A 22,037-nucleotide genomic window follows, 5' to 3' on the forward strand; every position below is an offset into this window, starting at 1 on the left:
CGACCCGACGCCCGCGTTAAAACACAGATTTCCAAAGAAAAACTTCAAATCCCCGGCCACATCTGGTACAAAGTCAGCCGTTCGATCTGCGGGTATAGTTTAGTGGCAAAACGAAAGCTTCCCAAGCTTTAGTTGAGGGTTCGATTCCCTCTACCCGCTCCAATCAAATCCAGTCTGACGTTGCTGAACAGTGCGATGAAGACAAAAGAAAACCGGCCCTGGTGGCCGGTTTTTTTATGGTCGGGATCGCGGTTGAGCATCCAAAGTAACGCCTCCCCCAGAAACGACAAAGGCGCCTTTCAGCGCCTCATTCACAGACAGGTCGGCCTGTCATCAGCCTCTACCTGTCCGGCTCTACGATTGCCCAGTACGACCAGATAGACGCGGAGACCGTGTAATTCACAACCAAGAAGACCTGAGCGCCGCCTTTGCTCGTATGGAGCAGCTATGGGGTGCAGAAATCGGCTCACCTGAAGGGGATGAGCTGGAAATTCTTGCGCTGCTCATCGAAAAATACGAAGACGAGCATTATCCAATGCCACCTTCCGACCCGATTGAAGCGATTAAATTCCGCATGGATCAGCAGGGCCTGACTCCTCGTGATCTGGAGCCCTTCCTCGGATCGAGCGGGCGCGTATCCGAGGTATTGAATCGCAAACGCAAGCTGAGCCTGTCGATGATCAAGCGCTTGCATGACGGCTTGCGAATTCCTTATGAGTGCTTGCTCGCGGATGTTGCATGACGCGCAAGATTCTGGAGTTTGTCCCGAATCTTGTCGTCGCCGTCAGTCCATGATTATGCCGAACCAGCAGGCCAATGCCTTCACATGTAATAGCCTACCGTTTTCTTCAGGCGATCCGAGTACTCATAAATATCGTCCACCGAGTTGATTGGGTGCCGCGTCTCGTTTTTTTCCTCGTCAAAAATCCCGATGTATTTCTGTGAGCGATTAAAATGCAGGCGGCAAATCGGCTTACGATTGTTATCATCCAACAGGATACCGAAGTAGCTCTGGGTGTCCCGCTGCACGATGCGTTTCGCATCAACGACAGAACGCACCATGGCACGAACAATGTGATACCCCTCCAGTTCCTCCAGTGTCGTCAGAATTTTAGCTTCTGAGTCGACATCATCTGCTGCACTACTTACACCCTCCGCAGCAACCGGAAGCGAACTGATCGTCGGTTGAAGCGCACCGCTCATTGCGGACTTGAGACGATCATTGATCTGGTCATTGAGAAACTGCGCTAGCGCCTTTCTGGTCAACTCATAAAACTGCTCGCGTACTTTCTGAGTTATGACGCCATCGTAAACTCTGCTTGCAAAGACTTTGACAAAATCGTCATCGGGTTTACTGACTTGAGAGGCGATAACCTTCTTGATCTGACTGACATATTTCAACTCTCCTGCGGCATTGATGATCGAGTCCACGTCGAAAGCTGATTTCGTCAACTTGGTCAACTCTGGAACCGAATACTCGTCAATGTCCAGCAAGTCGAGCTCCAGAAAAGGCTTCTCGTCCATCTTGTTAGGGGCATCGAGGTCAGTGAAAAACTTATAGACTTGGCCGTTGGTCAGGATGGAAATCCGGGCACTGGTGACATGAAAATAGCGAAACAATTGAGAGGCATGGTTGAGATTGAGTGACTCGCCGATTTTTTTGCACTCAATCAGAATCTGAACCTCTCCATCCTTCATGATAGCGTAATCAATCTTTTCACCCTTCTTCGTCCCCACATCGCAGACAAATTCTGGCGTCACCTCCTGCGGATCAAAAACATCGTAGCCTAGAACAGTATTGATAAAGGGCATGACGAAGGCGTTTTTGGTCGCCTCTTCCGTCTGAATAGCAGCGCTTTGAAGACGCACTTTGGCAGCGAGACTGGCGAGCTTTTCGAAAAAGTCCATGAACGACCTCTGACCTGTTCAGATCCATTGATGAGAATGATGGCAAAATGACCGCTCTTGAGAGTAGACATAAAACAGCATAAAGAAAGGCAGCCACCCAAAACGGAGACAGCCTCCCAAGTGATTTTGCCGAACCAGCAGGACAACTCTCTTTCCATCGCCTGAAATTTCCTAGAAAATCCAACCCGCTTGCGCCTGCCAATACCGGTGGCTAGTCTTCGATTCGTCACTGCCAAATCAGTGACTGGGTTTAGTCGCCCAGGCAGTCGTTAGGCGCATGCGCCACCTCCCACCAGGTGTTTTTTTACGCCTGTGTTTTATGGTGGCTGTGCGCAGGGCACCCTCGGGTGCGCCGGGTTCCTAACGCTCCGGTCGACTAACCTGCGTACAGCTGCCACTCCATTCGTTTAGTCGCGAAAGCTGGTAGCTCCCATTGATGCGTTAGGAGTTACTGTCATGTACAAAGTCACACCCAACCCGCCGCGTTCACTCAACATAGAAACCATCGACCCCAAAGCCGCCGACCGCGCCTTGTCCCACTATCTGCCGCAAGACAATCCACCGAAACGATCCAGCGTCATCGCAAAACGTGATGCCTTTCAACGTCGCGAAGAAACCCTGGTCAACGCCAGTTCGATCCTGGACTCCGCCGCCGCCACGGCCTACGAAAACGCCGACAACCTCACCGGCCCCCATCGCAAGGTGGCGATGGGCGTAGTGCATCTGATTGAGCTGGCTCAACGGCAGGTGGATTCGCTGTTGGAAGAAGAACCGCCAGCAGCAGCGAACTGACGGGAACAAGCAGGCCACGAAAGGGGAGCTCAGCTCCCCTTTCCTTCCTTTTCTCCACCCAAAGCTGAAACATGGTTGATAGCTATAGGCCATCAAACGATAATCCGGCCTCCCTACACTCACGCAAGGATATGCCGTGAAGAAGTCCCTTCTGTTGGTTCCATTGTTCGCACTGCTGCTGCAAGGTTGTGGCGTGACCATGACCCGCTACGAACCGAGCTACGAAAACGTCCAACAGCTTAAGCAAACCCCACCGCTGCAACCCATCAGCAATACCCAGGTGAAGGCGGCCCCCGGCCAGGACTCACTGACGGTCCGGGCTAACCCAATCCGCTCGCCGAGTGGCAGCATCCCCTTGCATATCCAGGACGCGATCAACGAAGAGTTGCGCAAAGCCGGCTTGCTGGACCCTCAAGCGGAGCGGCACCTGAATGTATTGCTGGTCAAGAATGAGCTGACGGCCGGAGCCAGTACCGGTACAGGCCAGCTCTCTGCTCGCTTTACCTTGCTTAAAGGCAATGAGGTGGTCTATGACGCGACCAAGGACGTGAATCACGAGTGGAGCAGCAATTTTATCGGAGCCATTGCGATTCCGAACGCCGCCAATGCCTACAATCCGATGGTGCGTGATTTGCTGAAAGCCTTGTACAGCGATCCGCAGTTCATTCAGGCCTTGAAGTAAGGCAAAAAAAGGGCCGCTATTGCGGCCCTTGGTTTATCAGGCGCGTGGTACGCCGAAATTGAGTGCCGAGTATTTCAGGCTATTGCTCTCGACCATTTGCTTGAGCAGCGCATTGACCTGACGGCTGAAGGTGTCACTGATTGCCGCTTTTGGGGTATTGCCCATCAAAGGCACAAACCAGATCCCCATCCAGGTATTGATCGAGTCATGATTGCTCCCATTGCTGATTGCCACCCCTTGTTGGTCAATCGCTTCGAGACTCATGCTGTATTGGTCAGTGGCCATTGCCGGGATGATCATAAGGCTGAGGCCACTGATAAAACCCATGACCAGTTGGCCACCACCCGCCGGATGGTTGTACACCTTGAGGTGCAGGTTGTAATCACCAGGCTGCTTCTGGAACTCATCCAGCGTGACCCGCCCAAAGAGCCCGGAATCGTTCAGCACTTTCTGCAGTTCAGGCTTGAGCATATCGCGTGCTTGCGGAACTTCAACGGCTGAAGTGCTTTTTGGCACACCTTGGTAGAATTTGAAATCCACATAGACATTCGGCTTGTTCGAATAGCTGGACATCGACGGCATCTTCACAGGAGCCACTTCGTCCTTGGTAAAGCTGGCGCACCCACTCAATCCCAGTACCAGAGCCAACCCCAGAATTTTTCCAATTTGCATGACGACTTCCCTAATTGATGGCATAGCGCCTCCATGGCAGGAGCGCGAAGCGGATTCTAGAGAGTCGCCAATAATAACAAAAGGCCATACTCGAAAAAGCCGGCTAAAAATTGAAAACACGCCTCCGGCCTGGCCTTTACAAGGCCCGCTCCGCGTGGCCCTATAACGTATTTTGGCGCATAAGCATGGATATCGAGCTGGCTAAAACCTTCCTGGAAATCGTCAGATGCGGCAGCCTGATTGCCGCCGCGCAGCGATTGCATGTCACCCAGACGGCGATCACCGCCCGCGTGCAAAAGCTGGAAAGCAGCCTCAACAGCAAGTTATTTGTGCGCAATAAAGCGGGGGCCAAACTGACCGCGGACGGGGAAGCCTTCGTTGTCTATGCCAACCAGTTGGTGCAAACCTGGGAGGCCGCAGTCAGGGATTTACCCCTGCCCGAAGGTTTCCATAAAATATTGCATATCGGTGGCGAAGTCAGTTTATGTAATCCGCTTATTCTGGATTGGGTGCGCGAGATCCAGAAATCAATACCGACCCATGCCATCAAAACCGAGATCAGGGACGGCTCAATGCTATTGCGGCAATTGGAGCTCGGCCTTTTAGATGCGGCCCTGGTTTATCAACCGGCCTACTGGCCCGACCTGCAGGTCGAGCAGATTCTCGAAGAGAAATTGATACTGGTCCGCCTGATCGCCAAGCCTGAACCTTATGTCTACATTGATTGGGGCGATGGTTTTCGGCAATCCCATGATGCGGCCCTGCCGGAGAAGGCAAAGGCGGCGCTTTCCTTCAACCTCGGGCCAGTAGCCCTGCAATATATCCTCGACAATGGCGGGGCCGGCTACTTCAGGACCCGCGTCGTGCAATCCTATATTGAAAGCGGCATTCTTGAGCGCGTCAGCTCAGCGCCTGAATTCAGCTACCCGACCTTCCTGGTCTACTCCCGTAGCCGATCATCAACCGAACTGCAGCTTGCCATAAAACTATTGAAAGACATTGTCACTCGGGATAGCGATTGGTCTCAACGCTGGGACCCACTGATCTGACTAATGCAGGTGCACGATCAGATCGCGGTGCAAGGCCGCGATCAAGTCCGTCTGTGTGATCACCCCAACAAACACGTCATCTTGCAGGACCGGAATACAGTGCAAACCCTGCTTTGATAATAACGGTATCAGCTCAACCATGTGGGCCGTTGTCGTCACACAGGTCACGGGGGCATGCATGATGTCTTTCAACAAGGTTTTTTTCTTGCCCCCAAATACGCCTGACAACCCGCGACTCCGACGGGTTACCGGGTGCTTGATAATATCCGTCAGGCTGATAATGCCGACAATATGTTTTTCTTCATTCAACACCGGCAAGGTTTTGATGTGGTGGTGCATCAGGATCCGCACCGCCTCTTTAATAGTGGTTTCCGGCGTCCCTGACAGCACGTCCCTCGACATGATATGGGAAGCTTGAATATCCCCCATGCTCCGTCTTAAAGCGTGCTTTTCAGTGGATCGAATAATACTTTCCAGATCCTCTCTCGTAACGTCAACAAATCCGTCAATATCCGCCAGGGCTGCGTCCAGGTCATCACTATTAAAACCTAGCCTCTCGAACGGCGGGATGTCCCTGGTGTGATTGATCTCCGCCGATGGATTGATATGGGCTTTAGGGTAACGGACCCCTGTCAGATTGTTGAATACCAGCGCACACCCCAAGAGAACCCCGGCATTCAGCATCACGGGATAAAAAACCTCAATCCCCAAGGGTGCCAAATCGGTTTGAGACAAGACCACACAGAGCGCCACAGCCCCACCGGGAGGGTGCAGACAACGCAGCATGCACATGCCGCCAATAGCCAATCCTGCGGCGACACTGGCACTCAGAAATGAATGACCGAGTAGCGGCACTGCTATCAGCGCAGCCAGCGTAGCGACAAAATAACTGCCGACGATAGACCAGGGCTGAGCCAGCGCGCCCGTAGAAACAGCGAACAATAAAACAGCCGATGCGCCGACGGGCCCTACAAGATGAAGCGTCAGCTCCAGCCCATAGAAGTATTGGCACACCAGGGCTGTCACAAGAACACCTGCACACGCCCCCACTGATGCGCGCAACCATTCTCCGGGCTTGGTATTCGAGGGTACCGGATAAAAACCCGACAAAGCAGACTTGATCATTTTTCACACTGAATAAAAAAGGCTCATTAATATTAATGAGCCGGTGTACCGGGGGAGGCACGAAAAAGAGCATTCGTTGGAGTCAGGCCGATATTTTGGCAACGCTGGACGTGGCTGACAAACGCAAAATATTGCTATTTTAATTCATTTTTTCTGATATGAAACTCCATCCCTCATCTTTCCCACCACTTTTCGAGCGTACAGGCCTAGCCCCCCCTCCAGAAAACAAGATCAGACTGGCTACCGGGCGCTCAGGTGTAATCAGAACAAATCGTTCCGTTACCCCTGGCCGTGTAGGTGGGGGGTTTACAACTTTAGTCGTCGCCGCCAATACCGGAACGGAAACGGCGCATCGAGATCAGTGAAAAATTTGTAGACCTGGCCGTTGGTCAGGATAGAAATCCGGACACTGGTGACATGAAAATAACGAAACAGCTGAGAGGCATGATTGAGATTGAGCGATTCGCCGATTTTTTTTGCATTCAATCCGAATCTGAACCTCCCCGTCTTTCATGATCTCGTAATCAATCTTCTCGCCTTTCTTCGTCCCCACATCACAGACAAACTCTGGCGTTACCTCATGCGGGTCGAAAACATCGTAGCCAAGAACGGTGTTGATAAAGGGCATGACAAAAGCGTTTTTGGTGGCCTCTTCAGTCTGAATGGCAGCCCCCTGAGGACGGACCTCGGCGGCGAGACTGGTGAGCTTTTCGAAGAACTCCATGAACGACCTCTGACCTGTTCAGATCCATTGACGGGAATGATGGCAAAGTGACTGCCCTTAGGGCCCGACCACACAAAACCCGCCGTAGAACAATCCCGAAACAGATATCGTCTACCTCTCAAACATTGATTACGAGAATCTACGGCTCCCTCTCTTGACACGAAAGTAGCTTAAAAGCTACTTTGAGAGCCAATGAACGACATTGTCCATTATCTGAATGCCACGGGCCGAGACCTTTATCAGGATTGGCTGGATCGCCTGAAGGATAGAACCGCAAAGGCAAGGATTACCCTGCGCATCAACCGTATGGCCGCTGGGGCTTTCGGAGACTGCAAACCCGTCGGAAACGGGGTATGGGAGTTGCGTATCGACCACGGCCCCGGCTACCGGGTCTACTACGCAAAAGCGGGAAGGCAACTGGTTCTGCTGCTGTCCGGCGGCGACAAGCGCCAACAGCAAGCCGATATAGAACACGCTATCGAGTGCTGGCTCGATTACCAGCGGAGGGCAACATGAACAGATCGCGTAGCCATGATCAAAGTGTGATCGAGATGATTCGCAACGATCCTGCGTTTGCCGTCGAATACCTGCGGCTTGCCTTCGAAGAACTGGATGCAGACGGCGGTGAGGCCGGCTTTCTAACCGCATTGCGCCATGTAATCGAAGCACGCGGCGGCATGGCGGAAATTGCCGAAAAAACCGGCCTGTCTCGGGAAAGTCTCTATCGCTCACTCTCGCCAAAAGGCAATCCGACACTGCGCACAATGAAACGGGTTGTGCATGCCACCGGCCTGACATTTGCCTCCATCGCGACAGCCTGAAAAGTGCCTAGCCTCTCCTGATCACGCCCGCCGCCTGAATCAGCCTTTACTTCCCGTCAGCCTGCTTCTTCAAGGCCGAGATCAACGAGCTGTTCAGAGTGGCCAACGACCCGAACAGGGCCGACAACTCGGTATTCAGGGCGTTGACCTGCGCTGCCTTCTGATCCGGACTCATGCTCTTGTTCGCCTGAAGTCGCTGCAGTTCGGCCTGTTTCTGGGCGATCATCTTCTGAATCTGCTCGATCTGCTTGCGCAGTTGCTTGATCCCCGGCGGTTCCGAGGCCGCCGCCTGGGCCTGGGCGGCTTTGGACGCATCGACCCCGGCACCGGACAAATTGACCTTGACCCCTGTCGAGCTTTCAGCTTCGGTCTTGCCGTCTTTACCGGCATTGGCGGAATTCGCAGTACCGAGCGCAGACGATGCGGGAACGACAGTGGGGGTATTGATGGTAACGCTACTGATGGAAACCATGGCAGAAGCTCATTCAGGTTTAGGTCTCCTTGACATCGACCTGAAACCACCGAACTTTAGCGATTTTGTACAAACACAGATACAAATCACTACAATCGCCTTTATCAGTGCGCCACCACCCCCCGCTTGGCCCCATACATCGCCTCATCCGCGTGCTTGAACAGTTGCTGTGCTTCTTCGCCATTTTCCGGATACAGCGCAATCCCGATACTCGCCACGATGATCAGGCCGCAATCTTCCCATAGCACGGGCTCGCGCAGCAGGCTGCGGACCTTGTCGGCCACCCGGTTCGCGTGCTCCGGCAGTTGCAGATGCTCCAGTAGAATAACGAATTCGTCACCACCGATACGCGCCACGGTGTCGGTATCCCGGACACATCGTTGCAGGCGCCGGGCCACTTCCTGCAGGAGCAGATCGCCCACCGCATGCCCAAAGCTGTCGTTGACCTGCTTGAATTTGTCCAGATCGACATAAAGCAACGCCAGTAGCGCCCCCTCGCTCCGCGCCCGGACCAATGCGCTCTTCAGGCGCTCGTGGAGGAAAGCCCGGTTGGGCAGATGAGTCAGTTGATCGTAGCGCGCCATGTACTCCAGGCGTGCATGCAATTGCTTGCGCTCGATAGCCGCCGCGACCTGGGCCGAGACGAATTGCAGCAGCTCCAGGTCGTGTTCGGTGTAGCGCTCGCCACCGCTGCTTTTTACCAACAACGCACCAATGGTGCCGTTCTGTGAATTCAACGGCACGCCCAGGCAAGAGGGTGCGCCTTCAATGTTCAGCAACAGGGGCTGGCCGCTGCGCACGATCTCGGCACAGTTACGGTCGACCGTGTGCGGTTGGCGGCGGTCGTCAATATGGTAGGGAAAACTCAGCTGATCGCGCTGCTGATCGTAAAGCGCCACGCAAAAGTTCTCCGCTGGCAGCCATTCGCCGATGATCTGGTGCACCCGCTGGAACAGCGCCAGCAGATCCTCGGTGGCGTGGGCGGCCTCGGAAATCGCGTAGAGCGCCGCCTGCCGGGACTCCGCCAGTTTGCGCTCGGTGATATCCCGGGCCACGGCGATACGCAACTGGTCGACCTCGGACCAGCGCGCCGACCACATGATATGCACCACCTGGCCATCTTTGCGCACATAGCGGTTTTCAAAATACGGTTTGGGCTGACCGCCCATGATTTCGCTGGCGGCCATCAACGTGCGCTCGCGGTCTGCCGGCAGCACCAGGTTGATCATCGGCATGCCGATCAGTTCGCCCTGGGTGTAGCCGAAGATCCGCTCGCAGGCGGCGCTGACAAAAACGAATCGCCCTTCGATATCCACCGCGCACACGGCGTCCATCAACAGGTCGATAAAGCTGGCCAGCGGTGTGACAGTCTTGGATTCCATCAGAAAGAGATCGCCCAAAAAAGTAAGCGTCAGCATCTATCCATGGAAACACCGGCTTCCTGCCCTCCCCTTGCAGCAGATTCAAGCCTTGTTCGGCATCAATCCCGGCAACGCATGGACCAGCGCATTGATGGCGAAGCCGATAAACATCACGCCACATAAGCGGGTGATTATCAACTCGTGCCGCTGGTAAAACGTCCTGACCCGCCGGGCACCGACAACACCAATGAGGATAGCGTATGCCGCGACACCGCCAAGGAAACTGAGAAAAATCAGCCAAGGCAACATCGACCACTGCAACAGTTCGGCACGACTGGAAAGCAAGGCAGTAAAAGTTGCGACCGCCACCGGGTAAGCCTTGGGGTTGGTCAGGCCGAACAGGATGCCGTGTACGAAGGGTTGCCGCGCCGCGCCCTGGGGCGTCTCGGCACTGGAGCGCCGGGTGCGGATCGCCCGCAGACCCAGCCAGAACAGGTAGAGACCGCTGAGTACACCAAGGATATCGAACGCACTGCTGCCGATTTCCCGGGCACCGACGATGGCCACCAGCGCCGTGCTGCACCAGATCACATCGCCCAACAAGTGCCCACAGAGAAACCCCGCCCCCGCCACCCGTCCGTGGGCCGCACCTATGCCGAAGACCGCCAGCACACCGGGCCCCGGGGTAATGCCGTAGATAAAGCCGGAGGCGAGCACAGCCATGAGCAACGAAGCAGTCATCGGCAATTCCTGGGCGCGGGGCGTATTGGACTGGAGTCTATCAACCCCGCCGATTCAGCGCATTGACTACCAACCGATCAACCCAACCCCATAGCCGCTGCTTGACCCGCCGCCATAGCGGCCGTGCCTTCCAGTCCTGCAGGCTGACCGGCTCGCTGAGGGCGAAATCGTAGAGGAAACTGGCCTCCACCGCCCGGGTCAACGACGGATCGAGGGCTTCGAGATTGGCCTCCAGGTTGAAGCGCAGGTTCCAGTGATCGAAATTGCACGAGCCAATGCTGACCCAGTCATCGATCAGCACCATTTTCAGATGCAGGAAGCACGGCTGGTACTCGAAAATCTGCACCCCGGCCCTGAGCAGGCGCGGATAATAACGATGGCCGGCATAGCGCACCGAGGGATGATCGGTACGCGGCCCGGTCAGCAGCAGCCGCACATCGATGCCCCGATTGGCGGCCCGGCGCAGGGAGCGGCGGACTTTCCAGGTCGGCAGAAAATACGGGGTCGCCAACCAGACGCGCTCCTGGCCGCTGTTCAGCGCCCGCACCAGAGAGCGCAGAATGTCCCGGTGCTGCCGGGCATCGGCGTAGGCTACCCGGCCCAGGCCCTGCCCGGCCGGTGGAACCCGCGGCAGGCGTGGCAGACCGAAAGGCGTTACGGGTTTCCAGGCCGCACGCTGGGCGTTGGCCAGCCACTGGCGGTCGAACAGCAGTTGCCAGTCAAGTACCAGGGGACCGCTGATCCGCACCATGACTTCGTGCCATTCGAAGCGCTCTTCGCCCGGGGTCCAGAATTCATCGGTAACACCGGTACCGCCGACCACCGCCAGGGACTGATCCACCAACAAGAGCTTGCGATGATCGCGGTAGAGGTTACGTACCCAACGGCGCCAGCTCAGACGATTGTAGAAACGCAACTCGACCCCGGCCTCGGTCAAGCGTCGACGCAGGCCAAGGGTAAACGCAAGGCTGCCGTAATCATCGAACAGGCAACGCACCCGCACGCCCCGTTCGGCCGCTTCGGCCAGCACCCGGACCATGGCCTCGGCACAGGCACCGGCCTCCACCAGATAGAGCTCCAGCTCCACCTGCCGCTCGGCCCGGGCAATCGCCTCAAACATCCGTGGGAAAAAATTCGGGCCGTCGATCAACAGTTCGAAAGCGTTGTCGGCCCGCCAAGGGAAGATCGCCCCGGCCATGTCAGCGCGCCGCGAAAATCAGTACCGCGCCCACCGGTACCGATAAACTGATGGCCGACAGACCGGCGGCCTTGCGTAATGTCGCCAGCCCCGGCAGCAGGTCGAAGTCTTCGGCATGCAGCACCAACGGCTCCAGGGTCACCACCTGGAAACGCCGGTCATCGAGTCGGGTCGCCAGCAGTTCGGCGTTGTAGCTGTGCTCCTTGCCGCGCAGCTTCACCACCAGCGGCAGGCGCAACTCCAGCTGCGCGCCAGGCGCCAGGTCGCTGATCGGCTGGACATTGATCTGCGCGACGATCTGCGCCTCGGGCCAGGTCTTGATCTCGAACAGGTCGCGACGCAAGCGCTCGTCGCGCAGGGGAATGCCAGTGCTGACCGACTCCAGTTCCACTTCCAGGGTCGCCAGGCCCCGACCGTCGATCTTGCCGTGCAAGGTCAGGAAACGATGGACTTCGGAAATATCGGCGTTGTGGGTGCTGATGAACGACAGGCGTGAGGACTCATTGTCCAGGTACCAGTTGGCCTGTGCCGGCAGGGCGAGCACCCCGAGCAGGGCCAGAAATAGGCGGGACCGGTGCATGCAAGCTCCTGATTGAACGTAGGCACCACCTTACCCGCCACGGATAGAGGTGGCAAACCACGGATCAGGGCTCCAGCCGGCAGCCCTCGCGCGGGCCAACCCAGACAGCACTGCTGCTGCGCCCCAGCCCCCGGGCGGTGACCCGGTGTTGCAGGGGATCATCATGGAAATCACTGACCGGAACCGACTGTTTGACGTACCCCAGGCAATAGTCCGCCGAATTGTTCATCACATAACGGCAGGAACAGTATTCCTTGGCGGTATAGGCGCTGATGATCCCCGGAAAGGCGTGCAAGGCCTGCCGCTCATGCCAGGTCCAGGTGCCCAGGGCCACCAGCAACACCAACAACAGACTGACCAGCGGACGCCGGCGCACAAATCCCTTGGTACTCATGGCGCCACCGTCGGCGCGAACGCCGCCAGTGCTCGTTTGAGCAGTTCGTTGTGCCGGTAGCTGCCGTCGCGGTCATCGCCGTAGCGCACGATGACCAGGTCCGCGCTGGGGATCACGTACAACACCTGGCCCCAGTGCCCGAGGGCGGCGAAGGTGTCCGGCGGCGCATCCGGCCAAGGCTTGGCGGCGCCCTTGATCGAACGATTGAGCCACCACTGGCCGCCGCCCACGGCTTCGTCCTGCCCTGGTTTGTAGCCGGCGAAGGGCCGCAGGTTGAAATTCACCCAGGCCCTGGGCAGCAGTTGCCGTTCCCCCCAGCGTCCCTCGCGCTCCATCAACAGGCCGATCCGCGCCAGATCCCTCGCCGTCATATAGACATAGGACGAGGCCACGAAAGTGCCGCTGGCATCGCGCTCCCAGACCGCGCTGCGAATACCCAGCGGGTCGAACAGAGCTGTCCAGGGATAGTTCGGGTAACGCTTGGCACCGACAATCCGGCGCAAGGCGGCGGACAGTACGTTGCTGTCGCCACTGGAATAACGGAAGGCCTGCCCCGGCCGGGCGAGCTCACCATGGCCGGCGGTGTAGCCAGCCATATCGGTGTGCCCAAGGGTGTAGAGCATCGCCACCACCGATGACTTCAGCGGCGCGTATTCGTAGTCCTCCTGCCAGTCGATACCGGAGGACCAGTTCATCAGGTGTTCCAGGGTCACATTGGGATGGGCGCGCATGGGTCGATAGAAGCACGCCGCCGAATCATGCAGCTGGAACAGGCCTTGGCCATAGGCCACGCCAAGCACGGCGGCCATCACGCTTTTGCTGACGGACCAGGTGAGGTGCGGGGTGTTGACGCTGGTGGGACCGGCATAACGCTCATAGACGATCTGGCCATGGCGAATCACCAACAGCGCATCGCTGCGAATGCCTTTTCGCGTGTCATCGTCACGGGCGGGAAACGCGTAGGACTCCAGGGCTGCAACCACCGGCCCGGACACCTGCGGCCCCAGGGACCAGTCTTCAGCCGGCCAGACCTCGGCACGCGCGGTGACGCAGAACGCCAACAACAAGGCAGGAAAAAAGGTCGAACCCTTGGACATGGAGCCCGCTCGCAGAAATAGCCTCGCGCCAGCTTAAGCGCGTTTGATGACAATCCGGGGCACGGATTCTCCGAGACCGAATATAGAACCTGTGGGAGCAGGGCTTGCCAGCGAAGCCTTTTGCGTTCTCAAGGACGCCTTCGCGGGCAAGCCCTGCTCCTACGGGTTTTGGGGAGTATTCAAGGTCTCGGCGCCTTGAGTGGCCCATCCCGGGACCCTGTCATATAAGCATCACCAAAGCTTCATGGCGATGACACCGGGGCTAAATAGCCTGACTTTGCACAACAAAGTCGACTGGCCGCACCCCTGGCCGGCAACCGGAGACTCGTAATGACCCAGATCGCCCGCATCAGCGACACCGGCAGTGAACGCCGCCTGCAAGCCGAACGCCTGTTGGGCGCCGCGGCATTGCAAGAAGCCCAGGCCTTGCGCTTCAACGTCTTCAGCGGCGAATTCAATGCCAAGCTCAAGGGCGCTGAACTGGGCCTGGACATGGATGATTATGATGTGCACTGCGCCCATATCGGCGTGCGCGACCTGAACAGCGGTCGCCTGGTGGCCACCACCCGCCTGCTCGACCACAAGGCCGCCAACACCCTGGGCCGTTACTACAGCGAAGAAGAATTCAGCCTCCACGGTCTGGGCCATCTGCAAGGGCCGATCCTGGAAATCGGCCGTACCTGCGTCGATCCGGCCTACCGCAATGGCGGTACAATCGCCGTGCTCTGGAGCGAACTGGCCGAAATCCTCAACGAAGGCGGCTACAGCTACCTGATGGGGTGCGCCAGCATCTCGATGCAGGACGGCGGAATCCAGGCCCAGGCGATCATGCAGCGCCTGCGCGAACGCTACCTGTGCAACGAGCACCTGCGCGCCGAACCGAAAAAGCCGCTGCCGTCACTGGATATTCCCGGCAACGTCATCGCCGAAATGCCTCCTTTGCTCAAGGCCTACATGCGCCTGGGCGCGAAGATCTGCGGCGAGCCGTGCTGGGACGAAGACTTCCAGGTAGCCGACGTATTTATCCTGCTCAAGCGCGACGACTTGTGCCCACGCTATGCCCGGCACTTCAAGGCGGCAGTCTGATGAGCCGCCTACGGGTATACGGCCGCATCGCACGGGTGCTGGTGGTGGTGGGGCTCGGCCTGAGCATGGCCAGCGTATTTGGGGTTTTCGAACGCCTGGGGGTCGCCAACTCCATGGTCCGGCGGCAACGCTGGTCACGTTTTTTCATGGCGCGCCTGAGCAATGCCCTGCCCTTTCGCGTAACCGTGCGCGGCGAACTGCCGAGCCGGCCGATGCTGTGGGTCAGCAACCACGTGTCCTGGACCGATATCGCCCTGCTCGGCGGCTTGGCCCCGATGTCCTTCCTGTCCAAGGCCGAAGTACGGACCTGGCCAGTGGCCGGGTGGTTGGCGGCGAAAGCCGGCAGCCTGTTCATCCGCCGTGGCTCGGGCGACAGCCAACTGATCCGCAAGCAGATGACCCGTCACCTGGAGCAGCAACACCCCTTGCTGATGTTTCCGGAGGGCACCACCACCGACGGTCGTTCGCTGCGCACCTTCCATGGTCGCCTGCTGTCGGCGGCGATTGATGCGGACGTGGCCTTGCAACCGGTGGCCATTCGTTATCTGCGCGACGGCAAGCCGGACCTGCTGGCCCCGTTCATTGGCGACGACGATCTGCTCTCGCACCTGATGCGCCTGTTTTCCAACGACCAGGGCGATGTGGAGATCCAGATTCTCGAACCGATCGCCTGCAACGGCCAGGAACGCGCGGCGCTGGCCTTCCAGGCGCAACAGGCGGTTCAGATGGCGTTGTTCGGTGAGGTGGCTGAAGTGAAACGTTCGGCACCGCGCCAGGCCGAAACCGAAACGGCTCGATCGGAAGCGGCATAAAACCCGGCGGGCCAGGCTACAGGGGATCGCGCTCACTCAGCGAGTGAGCGCGGGAAAACGCCAGCAGCTCGGGATAGAACAGCCGGAAGTCCTCGCTCAACGGCTCATACAACCCCTCCAATTCGCCCATCGCATGCAGCAGCGCCTCCGGCCGCGACAAACGCCGCGAAATCCCTCGCAACACCTGTCCCAGCACCTCGAAATCGCGGTAGGAACCCAGCCAGTCGTTCGCCACCATATAAGGCACGATCTCGGCCAGACGCCCCGGCAGATTCCGCTCACTTTCCAGCACGCGATAGACCTGGGCGGTAAAGCTGTCCAATTCGCCTTCGGCATAGAGCGCCCAATCCCGCGCCAGGCAGTGATCGAAGAACACATCCAGGGCGATCCCGGCATAGCGCCGCCGTGTCAGGGAAAACCGCGACAAGGACTGACCCACCAAAGGGTGCCGATCGGTAAACACATCGATATGGCGATGCAGCTGAATCGCCGCTTCGATCGAGGGGGTGAACTGCCCTTGCACGCGACCCTTGACGAAATCGCCATAGAGGCTGCCGAGCAGTTGTTCCGGGCGCTGGCCGCCCAGATGCAGGTGTGCGAGATAATTCATGGTCGACAGCTTAGCACCTCGTCAGCCTATATCGTTATAACCCGATATAGCGAACCACACTGAGTTCAGATCAAAATCATATTGGTGTATCGCGAAATACCGATATATATTTCGCCCCATCGCGATATAACGTTTTACCCACCCTGAGCAACGACCATGCCCCTTGACCTCGACGAAATAATAAAAGCGCTGGCACACCCAGTACGCCGAGACATTCTCAGCTGGCTGAAAGACCCGAAAAACCAGTTCCCTGAACAGCACCACAACCATGAGTACGGCATCTGCGCCGGACAGATCGACCAGCGCTGCGGCCTGTCGCAGTCCACCGTGTCCGCGCACCTGGCGACCCTGCAACGCGCCGGGTTGATCAGCAGCCAGAAAGCCGGTCAATGGCACTTCTTCAAACGCAATGAGGAAACCATCCAGGAATTCCTCCGCATCATGAGCCAAGAGCTCTAAACAAGGACCGCACAAGATGCCCCTCTCGTTACTCATCCTGGCCCTCAGCGCTTTCGCCATCGGCACCACGGAGTTCGTCATCATGGGCCTGCTGCCCAATGTGGCGGCGGACCTCGGCGTGTCGATTCCCGGCGCCGGCTGGCTGGTGACCGGCTATGCCCTGGGCGTGGCGATCGGCGCACCGTTCATGGCCATGGCCACCGCAGGGCTGCCGCGCAAGACAGCCCTGGTCGCGCTGATGGGGATCTTTATCGTCGGCAACCTGCTCTGTGCCATCGCCAGTGACTACAACGTGCTGATGTTCGCCCGGATCATCACCGCCCTGTGCCACGGTGCCTTCTTCGGTATCGGTTCGGTGGTGGCGGCCAACCTGGTGACCCCGGACAAGCGTGCCTCGGCGGTAGCCCTGATGTTCACCGGCCTGACCCTGGCCAACGTGCTCGGTGTACCGCTGGGCACCGCACTGGGCCAAGAAGCCGGCTGGCGCTCGACCTTCTGGGCGGTGACCGTGATCGGCGTGATCGCGCTGATCGGCCTGATCCGCTACCTGCCGGCCAAGCACGACGAGGAAAAACTCGACATGCGCGCCGAACTGGCCGCACTCAAGGGCGCCGGGCTCTGGCTCTCTCTGAGCATGACCGCACTGTTCTCCGCCGCCGTGTTCGCCCTGTTCACCTATATCGCGCCGCTGCTCGGCGAAGTCACCGGCGTCTCGCCACGGGGCGTGACCTGGACCCTGGTGCTGATGGGCCTGGGCCTGACCCTCGGCAACATCATCGGCGGCAAGCTGGCGGACAAGAACCTCGCCGCGACGCTGATCGGCGTGTTCATCGCCATGGCCGTACTGGCCACCGCGCTGACCTGGAGCAGCCTGGTGCTGATCCCCGCCGAGATCACCCTGTTCCTCTGGGCCACGGCCTGCTTCGCCGCCGTGCCGGCCCTGCAGATCAACGTGGTGACCTACGGCCAGGCCGCCCCCAACCTGGTCTCGACCCTGAACATCGGCGCCTTCAACGTCGGCAATGCCCTCGGGGCCTGGATCGGCGGCAGCGTCATCGCCAACGGCTTCGGCCTCACCAGCGTGCCCCTGGCCGCCGCGGCATTGGCGGTCCTGGCCCTGCTGGTGACCCTGATTACCTTTCGCCAGAGCGACAACGACGAACTGGCGCCTGCTACCCACTGAATTCCGCGACTAACTGATAACGAGGGTTGTACACATGGCAACTATTTTCGATCCGATCAAACTGGGCGACCTCGAACTGCCCAACCGCATCATCATGGCCCCGCTGACCCGCTGCCGCGCCGATGAAGGTCGCGTACCCAACGCCCTGATGGCCGAGTACTACGTACAGCGCGCCTCCGCCGGCCTGATCCTCAGCGAAGCCACCTCCGTGACCCCAATGGGCGTCGGCTACCCGGACACCCCGGGTATCTGGTCCAACGACCAGGTGCGTGGCTGGGCCAACGTGACCAAGGCTATCCACGCTGCCGGCGGGCGGATTTTCCTGCAACTGTGGCACGTGGGCCGGGTTTCCCATCCCTCGTACCTGAACGGCGAACTGCCGGTCGCACCGAGCGCCATCCAGCCCAAGGGCCATGTCAGCCTGGTGCGCCCACTGTCGGACTACCCGACCCCACGCGCCCTGGAAACCGCTGAAATCGCCGACATCGTCGACGCTTACCGGGTCGGTGCGGAAAACGCCAAGGCCGCCGGTTTCGACGGTGTGGAAATCCACGGCGCCAACGGCTACCTGCTCGACCAGTTCCTGCAAAGCAGCACCAACCGGCGCACCGACAACTACGGCGGTTCCGTGGAAAACCGTGCGCGCCTGATGCTCGAAGTGACTGACGCCGTGATCGAAGTCTGGGGCGCAGGTCGTGTCGGCATGCACCTGGCGCCACGCGCCGATTCCCATGACATGGGTGATGAGAACCTTTCGCAGACCTTCACCTACGTCGCTCGTGAACTGGGCAAGCGCGGTATCGCGTTTATCTGCTCCCGCGAGAAAGAAGCCGACGACAGCCTTGGCCCACAACTGAAGGCGGCGTTCGGCGGCCCTTACATCGCCAATGAACGTTTCACCAAGGACAGCGCCAACGCCTGGCTGGCCAGCGGCAAGGCCGATGCGGTGGCCTTCGGCGTGCCGTTCATTGCCAACCCGGACCTGCCAGCCCGTCTGAAGGCCGATGCGCCATTGAACCCGGCGCACCCGGAAACCTTCTACGGCAAAGGCCCGGTCGGCTATATCGACTACCCGACGCTGTAAGCACGCGCCCACAAAGCTCGCCAGCAGCAAGCCCCGGCCCGAAAGTGCCGGGGCTTTTTTGTGGGCGGCGGGTAGGACAGTCGCCTGCAACTCGCCATATTCATTGAAGCAACTCACCCAAATACAGGAATAAGCCTACATACGACGCTGCCCTTTACTCCGGGTATTTTCGGTAGCAAACCCCATACTTACCCAGCAGCCCGCCGGAATCGGCTAGGCGCGCAGTGTCATGGGATGACGCTGTCTCAAAAGACCTCATTAAAAGGAATTAATAAGATGACACCTCTCTTGCAGTCCATCAGCCTCGCCCTGTTCTGCGCCGTACTCTCGGGCCTGATTTCATTGGCCGCCTTCGCCACCGGCGCGGCTGACGGCGACACGTTCGGACCTGGCGCTGCAGAACCAGACCCGTCAACACCGGGCTTTTCCAAAATAGTCACGTCCATCGAGATCAGCAACGACTCCCCCGAGCCCCTCGAACTCCTGGGCACCGGCCTCGACCTGCACGGCGCGGCGCCGTCAAGTTTCAACATCGCCAGTGGCGAGCGCCGTGAACTGGTACTGGACGGGCCGCGGGCCTGGTTTATCTATGGCGCCGGGCCACGCAAGTGCCGATTCGTTGCCCAACATACCCTGGAAGAACGCTTCGCCCACACCCAGCGCCCCAACTACCTGCCCATCTGGATCAGGAAAGCCGAGTCCATCGGTGAGCGCCAGGCTTCCTGCAAGGCGCGCCTGAGCAAAACCCTCAAGGCCCCCCCCCTACAGCTACAACGTCAAGTTCAGCATGAGTTGAGTGGTATCGAGTATTGAATAATCGCGGTGGTCAACACCGGGTCAAGACGGAGCCTGCGGGGAAAAACACCGGGCCTTGTCGCCGCCGGCCCCTCCCCCAGGCCACCGCCAGCCCGCAGAGAGCCAGCATCACCATGCCGTTGAGCGCCAGCTCAGCAATTTGTGCAACAAATCGGCACATTCATTCACAGAGTCGCAACACTTTCGCTACAAAATACGTAGCTTACTAACTACCAAGATAAAGCTGTCAGGTAGATAATGGTCAGCTGATATCTGTCGATATGACGCATCAACTTTGCTCGCGTCCGACTCTGATACAACTAGAATCAATTACGCATTTTGACTTAATTGCGCAGGCCCGGGCTCAAGCGCAGCATGTCCAGCCCGGTGTCGACCAGACGCTCCGCTTCCGTCTGCAGTTCAAAGCTGTCGGAGACCAACAGCCATTGAGCAATGATCCCATGGATGTAAGCGTGTATGGCAATGGCCGCACGGGCCGGGTCGAGTTGCTCGGGCAATTGTCCGCGGGCAATGGCGTTACGCAAGGTCAGGCCGATCTTCAGATTGCAGTCCACACTGGCGGCCTGGCGCTGACGGCGCAGGTCACACATTTCATCGGTGAACTCGCACTTATGAAACAGAATTTCGTTGATTCGCCGGGTCTGGGGGTCCAGCGCAACCTGACGAAGCACATGGATCAACAACGTGCGCATGCAGCCCAGCGGATCGACTTCCTCTTCACTCTCGCTCGCCCGGGCCAACGCATCCAGCGGCTCGTGGAGGCTGTCGAGCATCGCCTGCACCAACTCGGCCTTGTTGCTGAAATGCCAATAGATCGCACCCCGGGTCACGCCCGCCAGGGTCGCGATGTCGGCCAGGGTCGTGCGCGCCACACCACGCTCATAGAAGGCCTTTTCGGCAGCTTCGAGTATCTGTCTCCGGGTCTCCTGAGCTTCCTCTTTGGTGCGACGGACCATGGCAGTAAAACCTCAATCAGGGTGCCACGGAGCAACGCCGGGCGTAATCGGAACTTAATGGCGGGAGGCGATTCTTGTGCCTTTTCCCGGGCTAAATTACATGCTTTGTAACTATTTCTGCGCAAAGCGCAAGTATTTACAAACAACCATGAATGTAAGTATATTCATTAGCAACCTATTTATCCACCCGGATCACCTTTCTTACCCTTCCACTTTTCTTGTGCGCATCGTGCGCGCCTGACCCGAGGATCTTCATGCAACTCAAGCCAGCTGTTACCGCTCTGGTCACTGCCGTCGCCCTGGCATCGCTGCTCAGCGGATGTAAAGAGGAAAAGGCGGCTGCGCCAGCTCCTGCCGCGCCTCAGGTCGGCGTCGTCACCCTGCAAGCCCAACCGTTTACCCTGACTTCCGACCTCCCCGGCCGGACCACGGCGTACCGCATCGCGGAAGTTCGCCCACAGGTCAATGGCATCATTCTCAAGCGTCTGTTCAAGGAAGGCGGCGATGTCAAAGCCGGCCAGCAGCTGTACCAGATCGACCCATCGGTCTATGAAGCGACCTTGAAAAGCGCCGAAGCGAACCTGCAATCGACCAAGTCGATTTCCGATCGCTACAAGCAACTGGTGAATGAGCAAGCCGTCAGCCGTCAGGAGTACGACACCGCCGTCGCCAACCGCCTGCAATCGGAAGCGGCCCTGCAAAGCGCCCAGATCAACGTGCGTTACACCAAGGTCTACGCGCCGCTGTCCGGCCGTATCGGTCGTTCCTCGGTGACCGAAGGCGCGCTGGTCAGCAGTGGCCAGACCAACGCCATGGCAACGATCTCGCAGCTCGACCCGATCTACGTCGACGTGACGCAGTCCACCGCCGAACTGCTGCAACTGCGTCGCGAGCTGGAAAGCGGTCGCCTGCAGAAAGCCGGCGACAATGCCGCCTCGGTCAAGCTGACCCTGGAAGACGGCAGCCAGTACAAGCAGGACGGCAAGCTGGAGTTCTCGGAAGTCACCGTGGATGAAACCACCGGCTCCGTGACCCTGCGGGCGGTGTTCCCGAACCCGGATCACACCCTGCTGCCCGGCATGTTCGTGCATGCCCAATTGCAGGCCGGTGTGAACAGCGCCGCGATTCTCGCCCCGCAACAAGGCGTGACCCGCGACCTGAAGGGCACCCCGACCGCCCTGGTCGTCGGCCCGGACAACAAGGTCGAACTGCGTCAGCTCAAGGCCAGCCGTACCGTCGGCAACCAATGGCTGATCGAAGACGGCCTGAAAGCCGGCGATCGGGTGATCACCGAAGGTCTCCAGTTCGTGCGTCCTGGCGTTGAAGTCAAGGCCTCCGAAGCCAGCAATGTGAAGGCAGCCAACCCGGCACCTGCCCCGGCCACAGTTAAAGCCGCAGGCAGCAAAGGGGAGTAA

25 protein-coding genes, 1 tRNA gene and 1 pseudogene are annotated in these 22,037 nt (G+C 58.6%); 14 read left to right on the forward strand and 13 right to left on the reverse strand.

Annotation, left to right across the window (positions count from 1 at the left end; genetic code table 11):
• The first annotated feature begins 88 nt into the window (after window positions 1-88).
• Window positions 89-162 (forward strand) — tRNA-Gly (locus tag M5B42_RS04300).
• Window positions 163-436: 274 nt separating this feature from the next.
• Window positions 437-742: a transcriptional regulator gene (locus tag M5B42_RS04305; RefSeq protein WP_248745116.1), complete on the forward strand. Its 306-nt coding sequence runs from the start codon at window positions 437-439 to the stop codon at window positions 740-742.
• An 80-nt stretch (window positions 743-822) separates the two neighbouring features.
• Here M5B42_RS04305 and M5B42_RS04310 read toward each other — a convergent pair whose 3' ends face one another.
• The gene (locus M5B42_RS04310) at window positions 823-1,908 is read right to left on the reverse strand and encodes a type I restriction endonuclease (RefSeq protein WP_248745117.1); all 1,086 of its coding nucleotides are present in this window, start codon (window positions 1,906-1,908) and stop codon (window positions 823-825) included.
• A gap of 456 nt (window positions 1,909-2,364) precedes the next feature.
• On the opposite strand from M5B42_RS04310, the gene M5B42_RS04315 reads away from it, so the two are divergent.
• Window positions 2,365-2,700, forward strand: a complete 336-nt coding sequence (locus tag M5B42_RS04315; protein ID WP_248745118.1) for a hypothetical protein — start codon at window positions 2,365-2,367, stop codon at window positions 2,698-2,700.
• Between the two features lie 136 nt (window positions 2,701-2,836).
• Window positions 2,837-3,382: a hypothetical protein gene (locus M5B42_RS04320; protein ID WP_248745119.1), complete on the forward strand. Its 546-nt coding sequence runs from the start codon at window positions 2,837-2,839 to the stop codon at window positions 3,380-3,382.
• Between the two features lie 36 nt (window positions 3,383-3,418).
• Here the strand turns inward: M5B42_RS04320 and M5B42_RS04325 are convergent, their stop codons facing one another.
• Window positions 3,419-4,054, reverse strand: a complete 636-nt coding sequence (locus M5B42_RS04325) for a hypothetical protein (protein ID WP_103496355.1) — start codon at window positions 4,052-4,054, stop codon at window positions 3,419-3,421.
• A 185-nt stretch (window positions 4,055-4,239) separates the two neighbouring features.
• Between M5B42_RS04325 and M5B42_RS04330 the strand changes: the two genes are divergently transcribed.
• Entirely contained in the window at window positions 4,240-5,103 is an 864-nt protein-coding gene (locus M5B42_RS04330) for a LysR family transcriptional regulator (protein WP_152737990.1), read from the forward strand.
• Here M5B42_RS04330 and M5B42_RS04335 read toward each other — a convergent pair whose 3' ends face one another.
• A complete protein-coding gene (locus tag M5B42_RS04335; RefSeq protein WP_248745120.1) occupies window positions 5,104-6,228 on the reverse strand; it encodes an HPP family protein in 1,125 nt (374 codons plus the stop codon). It abuts the gene before it with no gap.
• 345 nt (window positions 6,229-6,573) lie between these two features.
• Window positions 6,574-6,952: pseudogene (locus tag M5B42_RS04340) on the reverse strand (type I restriction endonuclease); the annotation flags it as partial.
• A gap of 192 nt (window positions 6,953-7,144) precedes the next feature.
• Between M5B42_RS04340 and M5B42_RS04345 the strand changes: the two are divergent.
• Window positions 7,145-7,468, forward strand: coding sequence for a type II toxin-antitoxin system RelE/ParE family toxin (locus tag M5B42_RS04345; RefSeq protein WP_152737981.1), 324 nt, complete (start codon window positions 7,145-7,147; stop codon window positions 7,466-7,468).
• Window positions 7,465-7,773 carry an addiction module antidote protein gene (locus tag M5B42_RS04350; RefSeq protein ID WP_248745121.1) on the forward strand — a complete coding sequence of 103 codons (309 nt, stop codon included), beginning with the start codon at window positions 7,465-7,467 and terminating at the stop codon, window positions 7,771-7,773. Before M5B42_RS04345 ends, M5B42_RS04350 begins: the two co-directional genes overlap by 4 nt.
• A 46-nt stretch (window positions 7,774-7,819) precedes the next feature.
• Here the strand turns inward: M5B42_RS04350 and M5B42_RS04355 are convergent, their stop codons facing one another.
• The 7 genes from M5B42_RS04355 to M5B42_RS04385 form a co-directional block, all read right to left on the reverse strand.
• A complete protein-coding gene (locus M5B42_RS04355) occupies window positions 7,820-8,245 on the reverse strand; it encodes a hypothetical protein (RefSeq protein ID WP_177099882.1) in 426 nt (141 codons plus the stop codon).
• Window positions 8,246-8,349: 104 nt separating this feature from the next.
• Window positions 8,350-9,627 carry a GGDEF domain-containing protein gene (locus M5B42_RS04360; RefSeq protein ID WP_248745122.1) on the reverse strand — a complete coding sequence of 426 codons (1,278 nt, stop codon included), beginning with the start codon at window positions 9,625-9,627 and terminating at the stop codon, window positions 8,350-8,352.
• Between the two features lie 81 nt (window positions 9,628-9,708).
• Window positions 9,709-10,347: a LysE family translocator gene (locus M5B42_RS04365; RefSeq protein ID WP_248745123.1), complete on the reverse strand. Its 639-nt coding sequence runs from the start codon at window positions 10,345-10,347 to the stop codon at window positions 9,709-9,711.
• Window positions 10,348-10,387: 40 nt separating this feature from the next.
• Complete coding sequence (locus M5B42_RS04370) at window positions 10,388-11,545, reverse strand: phosphatidylserine/phosphatidylglycerophosphate/cardiolipin synthase family protein (protein WP_103496350.1); 1,158 nt, start codon at window positions 11,543-11,545, stop codon at window positions 10,388-10,390.
• A gap of 1 nt (window position 11,546) precedes the next feature.
• On the reverse strand, window positions 11,547-12,125 hold the full coding sequence (locus M5B42_RS04375; protein WP_248745124.1) for a YceI family protein: 579 nt from the start codon (window positions 12,123-12,125) through the stop codon (window positions 11,547-11,549).
• A gap of 64 nt (window positions 12,126-12,189) precedes the next feature.
• On the reverse strand, window positions 12,190-12,519 hold the full coding sequence (locus tag M5B42_RS04380; protein ID WP_248745125.1) for an amidase: 330 nt from the start codon (window positions 12,517-12,519) through the stop codon (window positions 12,190-12,192).
• A complete protein-coding gene (locus tag M5B42_RS04385; RefSeq protein WP_248745126.1) occupies window positions 12,516-13,616 on the reverse strand; it encodes a serine hydrolase in 1,101 nt (366 codons plus the stop codon). The genes M5B42_RS04380 and M5B42_RS04385 overlap by 4 nt, the downstream gene beginning before the upstream one ends.
• Before the next feature lie 330 nt (window positions 13,617-13,946).
• Between M5B42_RS04385 and olsB the strand changes: the two genes are divergently transcribed.
• Together olsB and M5B42_RS04395 are read left to right on the forward strand one after the other, a co-directional pair.
• Complete coding sequence (gene olsB, locus M5B42_RS04390; protein WP_103496346.1) at window positions 13,947-14,702, forward strand: L-ornithine N(alpha)-acyltransferase; 756 nt, start codon at window positions 13,947-13,949, stop codon at window positions 14,700-14,702.
• Window positions 14,702-15,514 carry a lysophospholipid acyltransferase family protein gene (locus M5B42_RS04395; RefSeq protein WP_103496345.1) on the forward strand — a complete coding sequence of 271 codons (813 nt, stop codon included), beginning with the start codon at window positions 14,702-14,704 and terminating at the stop codon, window positions 15,512-15,514. Before olsB ends, M5B42_RS04395 begins: the two co-directional genes overlap by 1 nt.
• A 16-nt stretch (window positions 15,515-15,530) precedes the next feature.
• On the opposite strand, the gene M5B42_RS04400 is transcribed toward M5B42_RS04395, so the two are convergent.
• The gene (locus M5B42_RS04400; protein ID WP_103496344.1) at window positions 15,531-16,124 is read right to left on the reverse strand and encodes an ACP phosphodiesterase; all 594 of its coding nucleotides are present in this window, start codon (window positions 16,122-16,124) and stop codon (window positions 15,531-15,533) included.
• A 156-nt stretch (window positions 16,125-16,280) separates the two neighbouring features.
• Between M5B42_RS04400 and M5B42_RS04405 the strand changes: the two genes are divergently transcribed.
• The 4 genes from M5B42_RS04405 to M5B42_RS04420 all read left to right on the forward strand — a co-directional run bounded on the left by M5B42_RS04405 (window position 16,281) and on the right by M5B42_RS04420 (window position 19,663).
• Window positions 16,281-16,583 (forward strand): helix-turn-helix transcriptional regulator, encoded by a 303-nt coding sequence (locus tag M5B42_RS04405; protein WP_100938725.1) that lies wholly within the window; start codon window positions 16,281-16,283, stop codon window positions 16,581-16,583.
• A gap of 16 nt (window positions 16,584-16,599) precedes the next feature.
• A complete protein-coding gene (locus M5B42_RS04410) occupies window positions 16,600-17,766 on the forward strand; it encodes an MFS transporter (RefSeq protein ID WP_177099874.1) in 1,167 nt (388 codons plus the stop codon).
• 34 nt (window positions 17,767-17,800) lie between these two features.
• Window positions 17,801-18,850, forward strand: coding sequence for an alkene reductase (locus M5B42_RS04415; protein ID WP_248745127.1), 1,050 nt, complete (start codon window positions 17,801-17,803; stop codon window positions 18,848-18,850).
• A 276-nt stretch (window positions 18,851-19,126) separates the two neighbouring features.
• Window positions 19,127-19,663 carry a hypothetical protein gene (locus tag M5B42_RS04420; protein WP_248745128.1) on the forward strand — a complete coding sequence of 179 codons (537 nt, stop codon included), beginning with the start codon at window positions 19,127-19,129 and terminating at the stop codon, window positions 19,661-19,663.
• 326 nt (window positions 19,664-19,989) lie between these two features.
• Here the strand turns inward: M5B42_RS04420 and M5B42_RS04425 are convergent, their stop codons facing one another.
• Complete coding sequence (locus M5B42_RS04425) at window positions 19,990-20,622, reverse strand: TetR family transcriptional regulator (protein WP_103496340.1); 633 nt, start codon at window positions 20,620-20,622, stop codon at window positions 19,990-19,992.
• A 254-nt stretch (window positions 20,623-20,876) separates the two neighbouring features.
• Between M5B42_RS04425 and M5B42_RS04430 the strand changes: the two genes are divergently transcribed.
• Window positions 20,877-22,037: an efflux RND transporter periplasmic adaptor subunit gene (locus tag M5B42_RS04430; protein WP_152737957.1), complete on the forward strand. Its 1,161-nt coding sequence runs from the start codon at window positions 20,877-20,879 to the stop codon at window positions 22,035-22,037.

The organism is Pseudomonas sp. MWU12-2037, assembly GCF_023242345.1.
In the GTDB taxonomy this organism is placed as follows: domain Bacteria; phylum Pseudomonadota; class Gammaproteobacteria; order Pseudomonadales; family Pseudomonadaceae; genus Aquipseudomonas; species Aquipseudomonas gingeri_D.

What these genes read in the sequence shown, in the direction of transcription:
- M5B42_RS04420 (WP_248745128.1), top strand. Translation starts at nt 19,127, where the DNA reads ATGACACCTCTCTTGCAGTCCATCAGCCTCGCCCTGTTCTGCGCCGTA.
- M5B42_RS04405 (WP_100938725.1), top strand. Translation starts at nt 16,281, where the DNA reads ATGCCCCTTGACCTCGACGAAATAATAAAAGCGCTGGCACACCCAGTA.
- M5B42_RS04430 (WP_152737957.1), top strand. Translation starts at nt 20,877, where the DNA reads ATGCAACTCAAGCCAGCTGTTACCGCTCTGGTCACTGCCGTCGCCCTG.
- M5B42_RS04335 (WP_248745120.1), bottom strand. Translation starts at nt 6,228, where the DNA reads ATGATCAAGTCTGCTTTGTCGGGTTTTTATCCGGTACCCTCGAATACC.
- M5B42_RS04375 (WP_248745124.1), bottom strand. Translation starts at nt 12,125, where the DNA reads ATGCACCGGTCCCGCCTATTTCTGGCCCTGCTCGGGGTGCTCGCCCTG.
- M5B42_RS04345 (WP_152737981.1), top strand. Translation starts at nt 7,145, where the DNA reads ATGAACGACATTGTCCATTATCTGAATGCCACGGGCCGAGACCTTTAT.
- M5B42_RS04380 (WP_248745125.1), bottom strand. Translation starts at nt 12,519, where the DNA reads ATGAGTACCAAGGGATTTGTGCGCCGGCGTCCGCTGGTCAGTCTGTTG.
- M5B42_RS04355 (WP_177099882.1), bottom strand. Translation starts at nt 8,245, where the DNA reads ATGGTTTCCATCAGTAGCGTTACCATCAATACCCCCACTGTCGTTCCC.
- olsB (WP_103496346.1), top strand. Translation starts at nt 13,947, where the DNA reads ATGACCCAGATCGCCCGCATCAGCGACACCGGCAGTGAACGCCGCCTG.
- M5B42_RS04410 (WP_177099874.1), top strand. Translation starts at nt 16,600, where the DNA reads ATGCCCCTCTCGTTACTCATCCTGGCCCTCAGCGCTTTCGCCATCGGC.
- M5B42_RS04310 (WP_248745117.1), bottom strand. Translation starts at nt 1,908, where the DNA reads ATGGACTTTTTCGAAAAGCTCGCCAGTCTCGCTGCCAAAGTGCGTCTT.
- M5B42_RS04370 (WP_103496350.1), bottom strand. Translation starts at nt 11,545, where the DNA reads ATGGCCGGGGCGATCTTCCCTTGGCGGGCCGACAACGCTTTCGAACTG.
- M5B42_RS04315 (WP_248745118.1), top strand. Translation starts at nt 2,365, where the DNA reads ATGTACAAAGTCACACCCAACCCGCCGCGTTCACTCAACATAGAAACC.
- M5B42_RS04415 (WP_248745127.1), top strand. Translation starts at nt 17,801, where the DNA reads ATGGCAACTATTTTCGATCCGATCAAACTGGGCGACCTCGAACTGCCC.
- M5B42_RS04395 (WP_103496345.1), top strand. Translation starts at nt 14,702, where the DNA reads ATGAGCCGCCTACGGGTATACGGCCGCATCGCACGGGTGCTGGTGGTG.
- M5B42_RS04385 (WP_248745126.1), bottom strand. Translation starts at nt 13,616, where the DNA reads ATGTCCAAGGGTTCGACCTTTTTTCCTGCCTTGTTGTTGGCGTTCTGC.
- M5B42_RS04425 (WP_103496340.1), bottom strand. Translation starts at nt 20,622, where the DNA reads ATGGTCCGTCGCACCAAAGAGGAAGCTCAGGAGACCCGGAGACAGATA.
- M5B42_RS04365 (WP_248745123.1), bottom strand. Translation starts at nt 10,347, where the DNA reads ATGACTGCTTCGTTGCTCATGGCTGTGCTCGCCTCCGGCTTTATCTAC.
- M5B42_RS04360 (WP_248745122.1), bottom strand. Translation starts at nt 9,627, where the DNA reads ATGGAATCCAAGACTGTCACACCGCTGGCCAGCTTTATCGACCTGTTG.
- M5B42_RS04305 (WP_248745116.1), top strand. Translation starts at nt 437, where the DNA reads ATGGAGCAGCTATGGGGTGCAGAAATCGGCTCACCTGAAGGGGATGAG.
- M5B42_RS04330 (WP_152737990.1), top strand. Translation starts at nt 4,240, where the DNA reads ATGGATATCGAGCTGGCTAAAACCTTCCTGGAAATCGTCAGATGCGGC.
- M5B42_RS04400 (WP_103496344.1), bottom strand. Translation starts at nt 16,124, where the DNA reads ATGAATTATCTCGCACACCTGCATCTGGGCGGCCAGCGCCCGGAACAA.
- M5B42_RS04325 (WP_103496355.1), bottom strand. Translation starts at nt 4,054, where the DNA reads ATGCAAATTGGAAAAATTCTGGGGTTGGCTCTGGTACTGGGATTGAGT.
- M5B42_RS04350 (WP_248745121.1), top strand. Translation starts at nt 7,465, where the DNA reads ATGAACAGATCGCGTAGCCATGATCAAAGTGTGATCGAGATGATTCGC.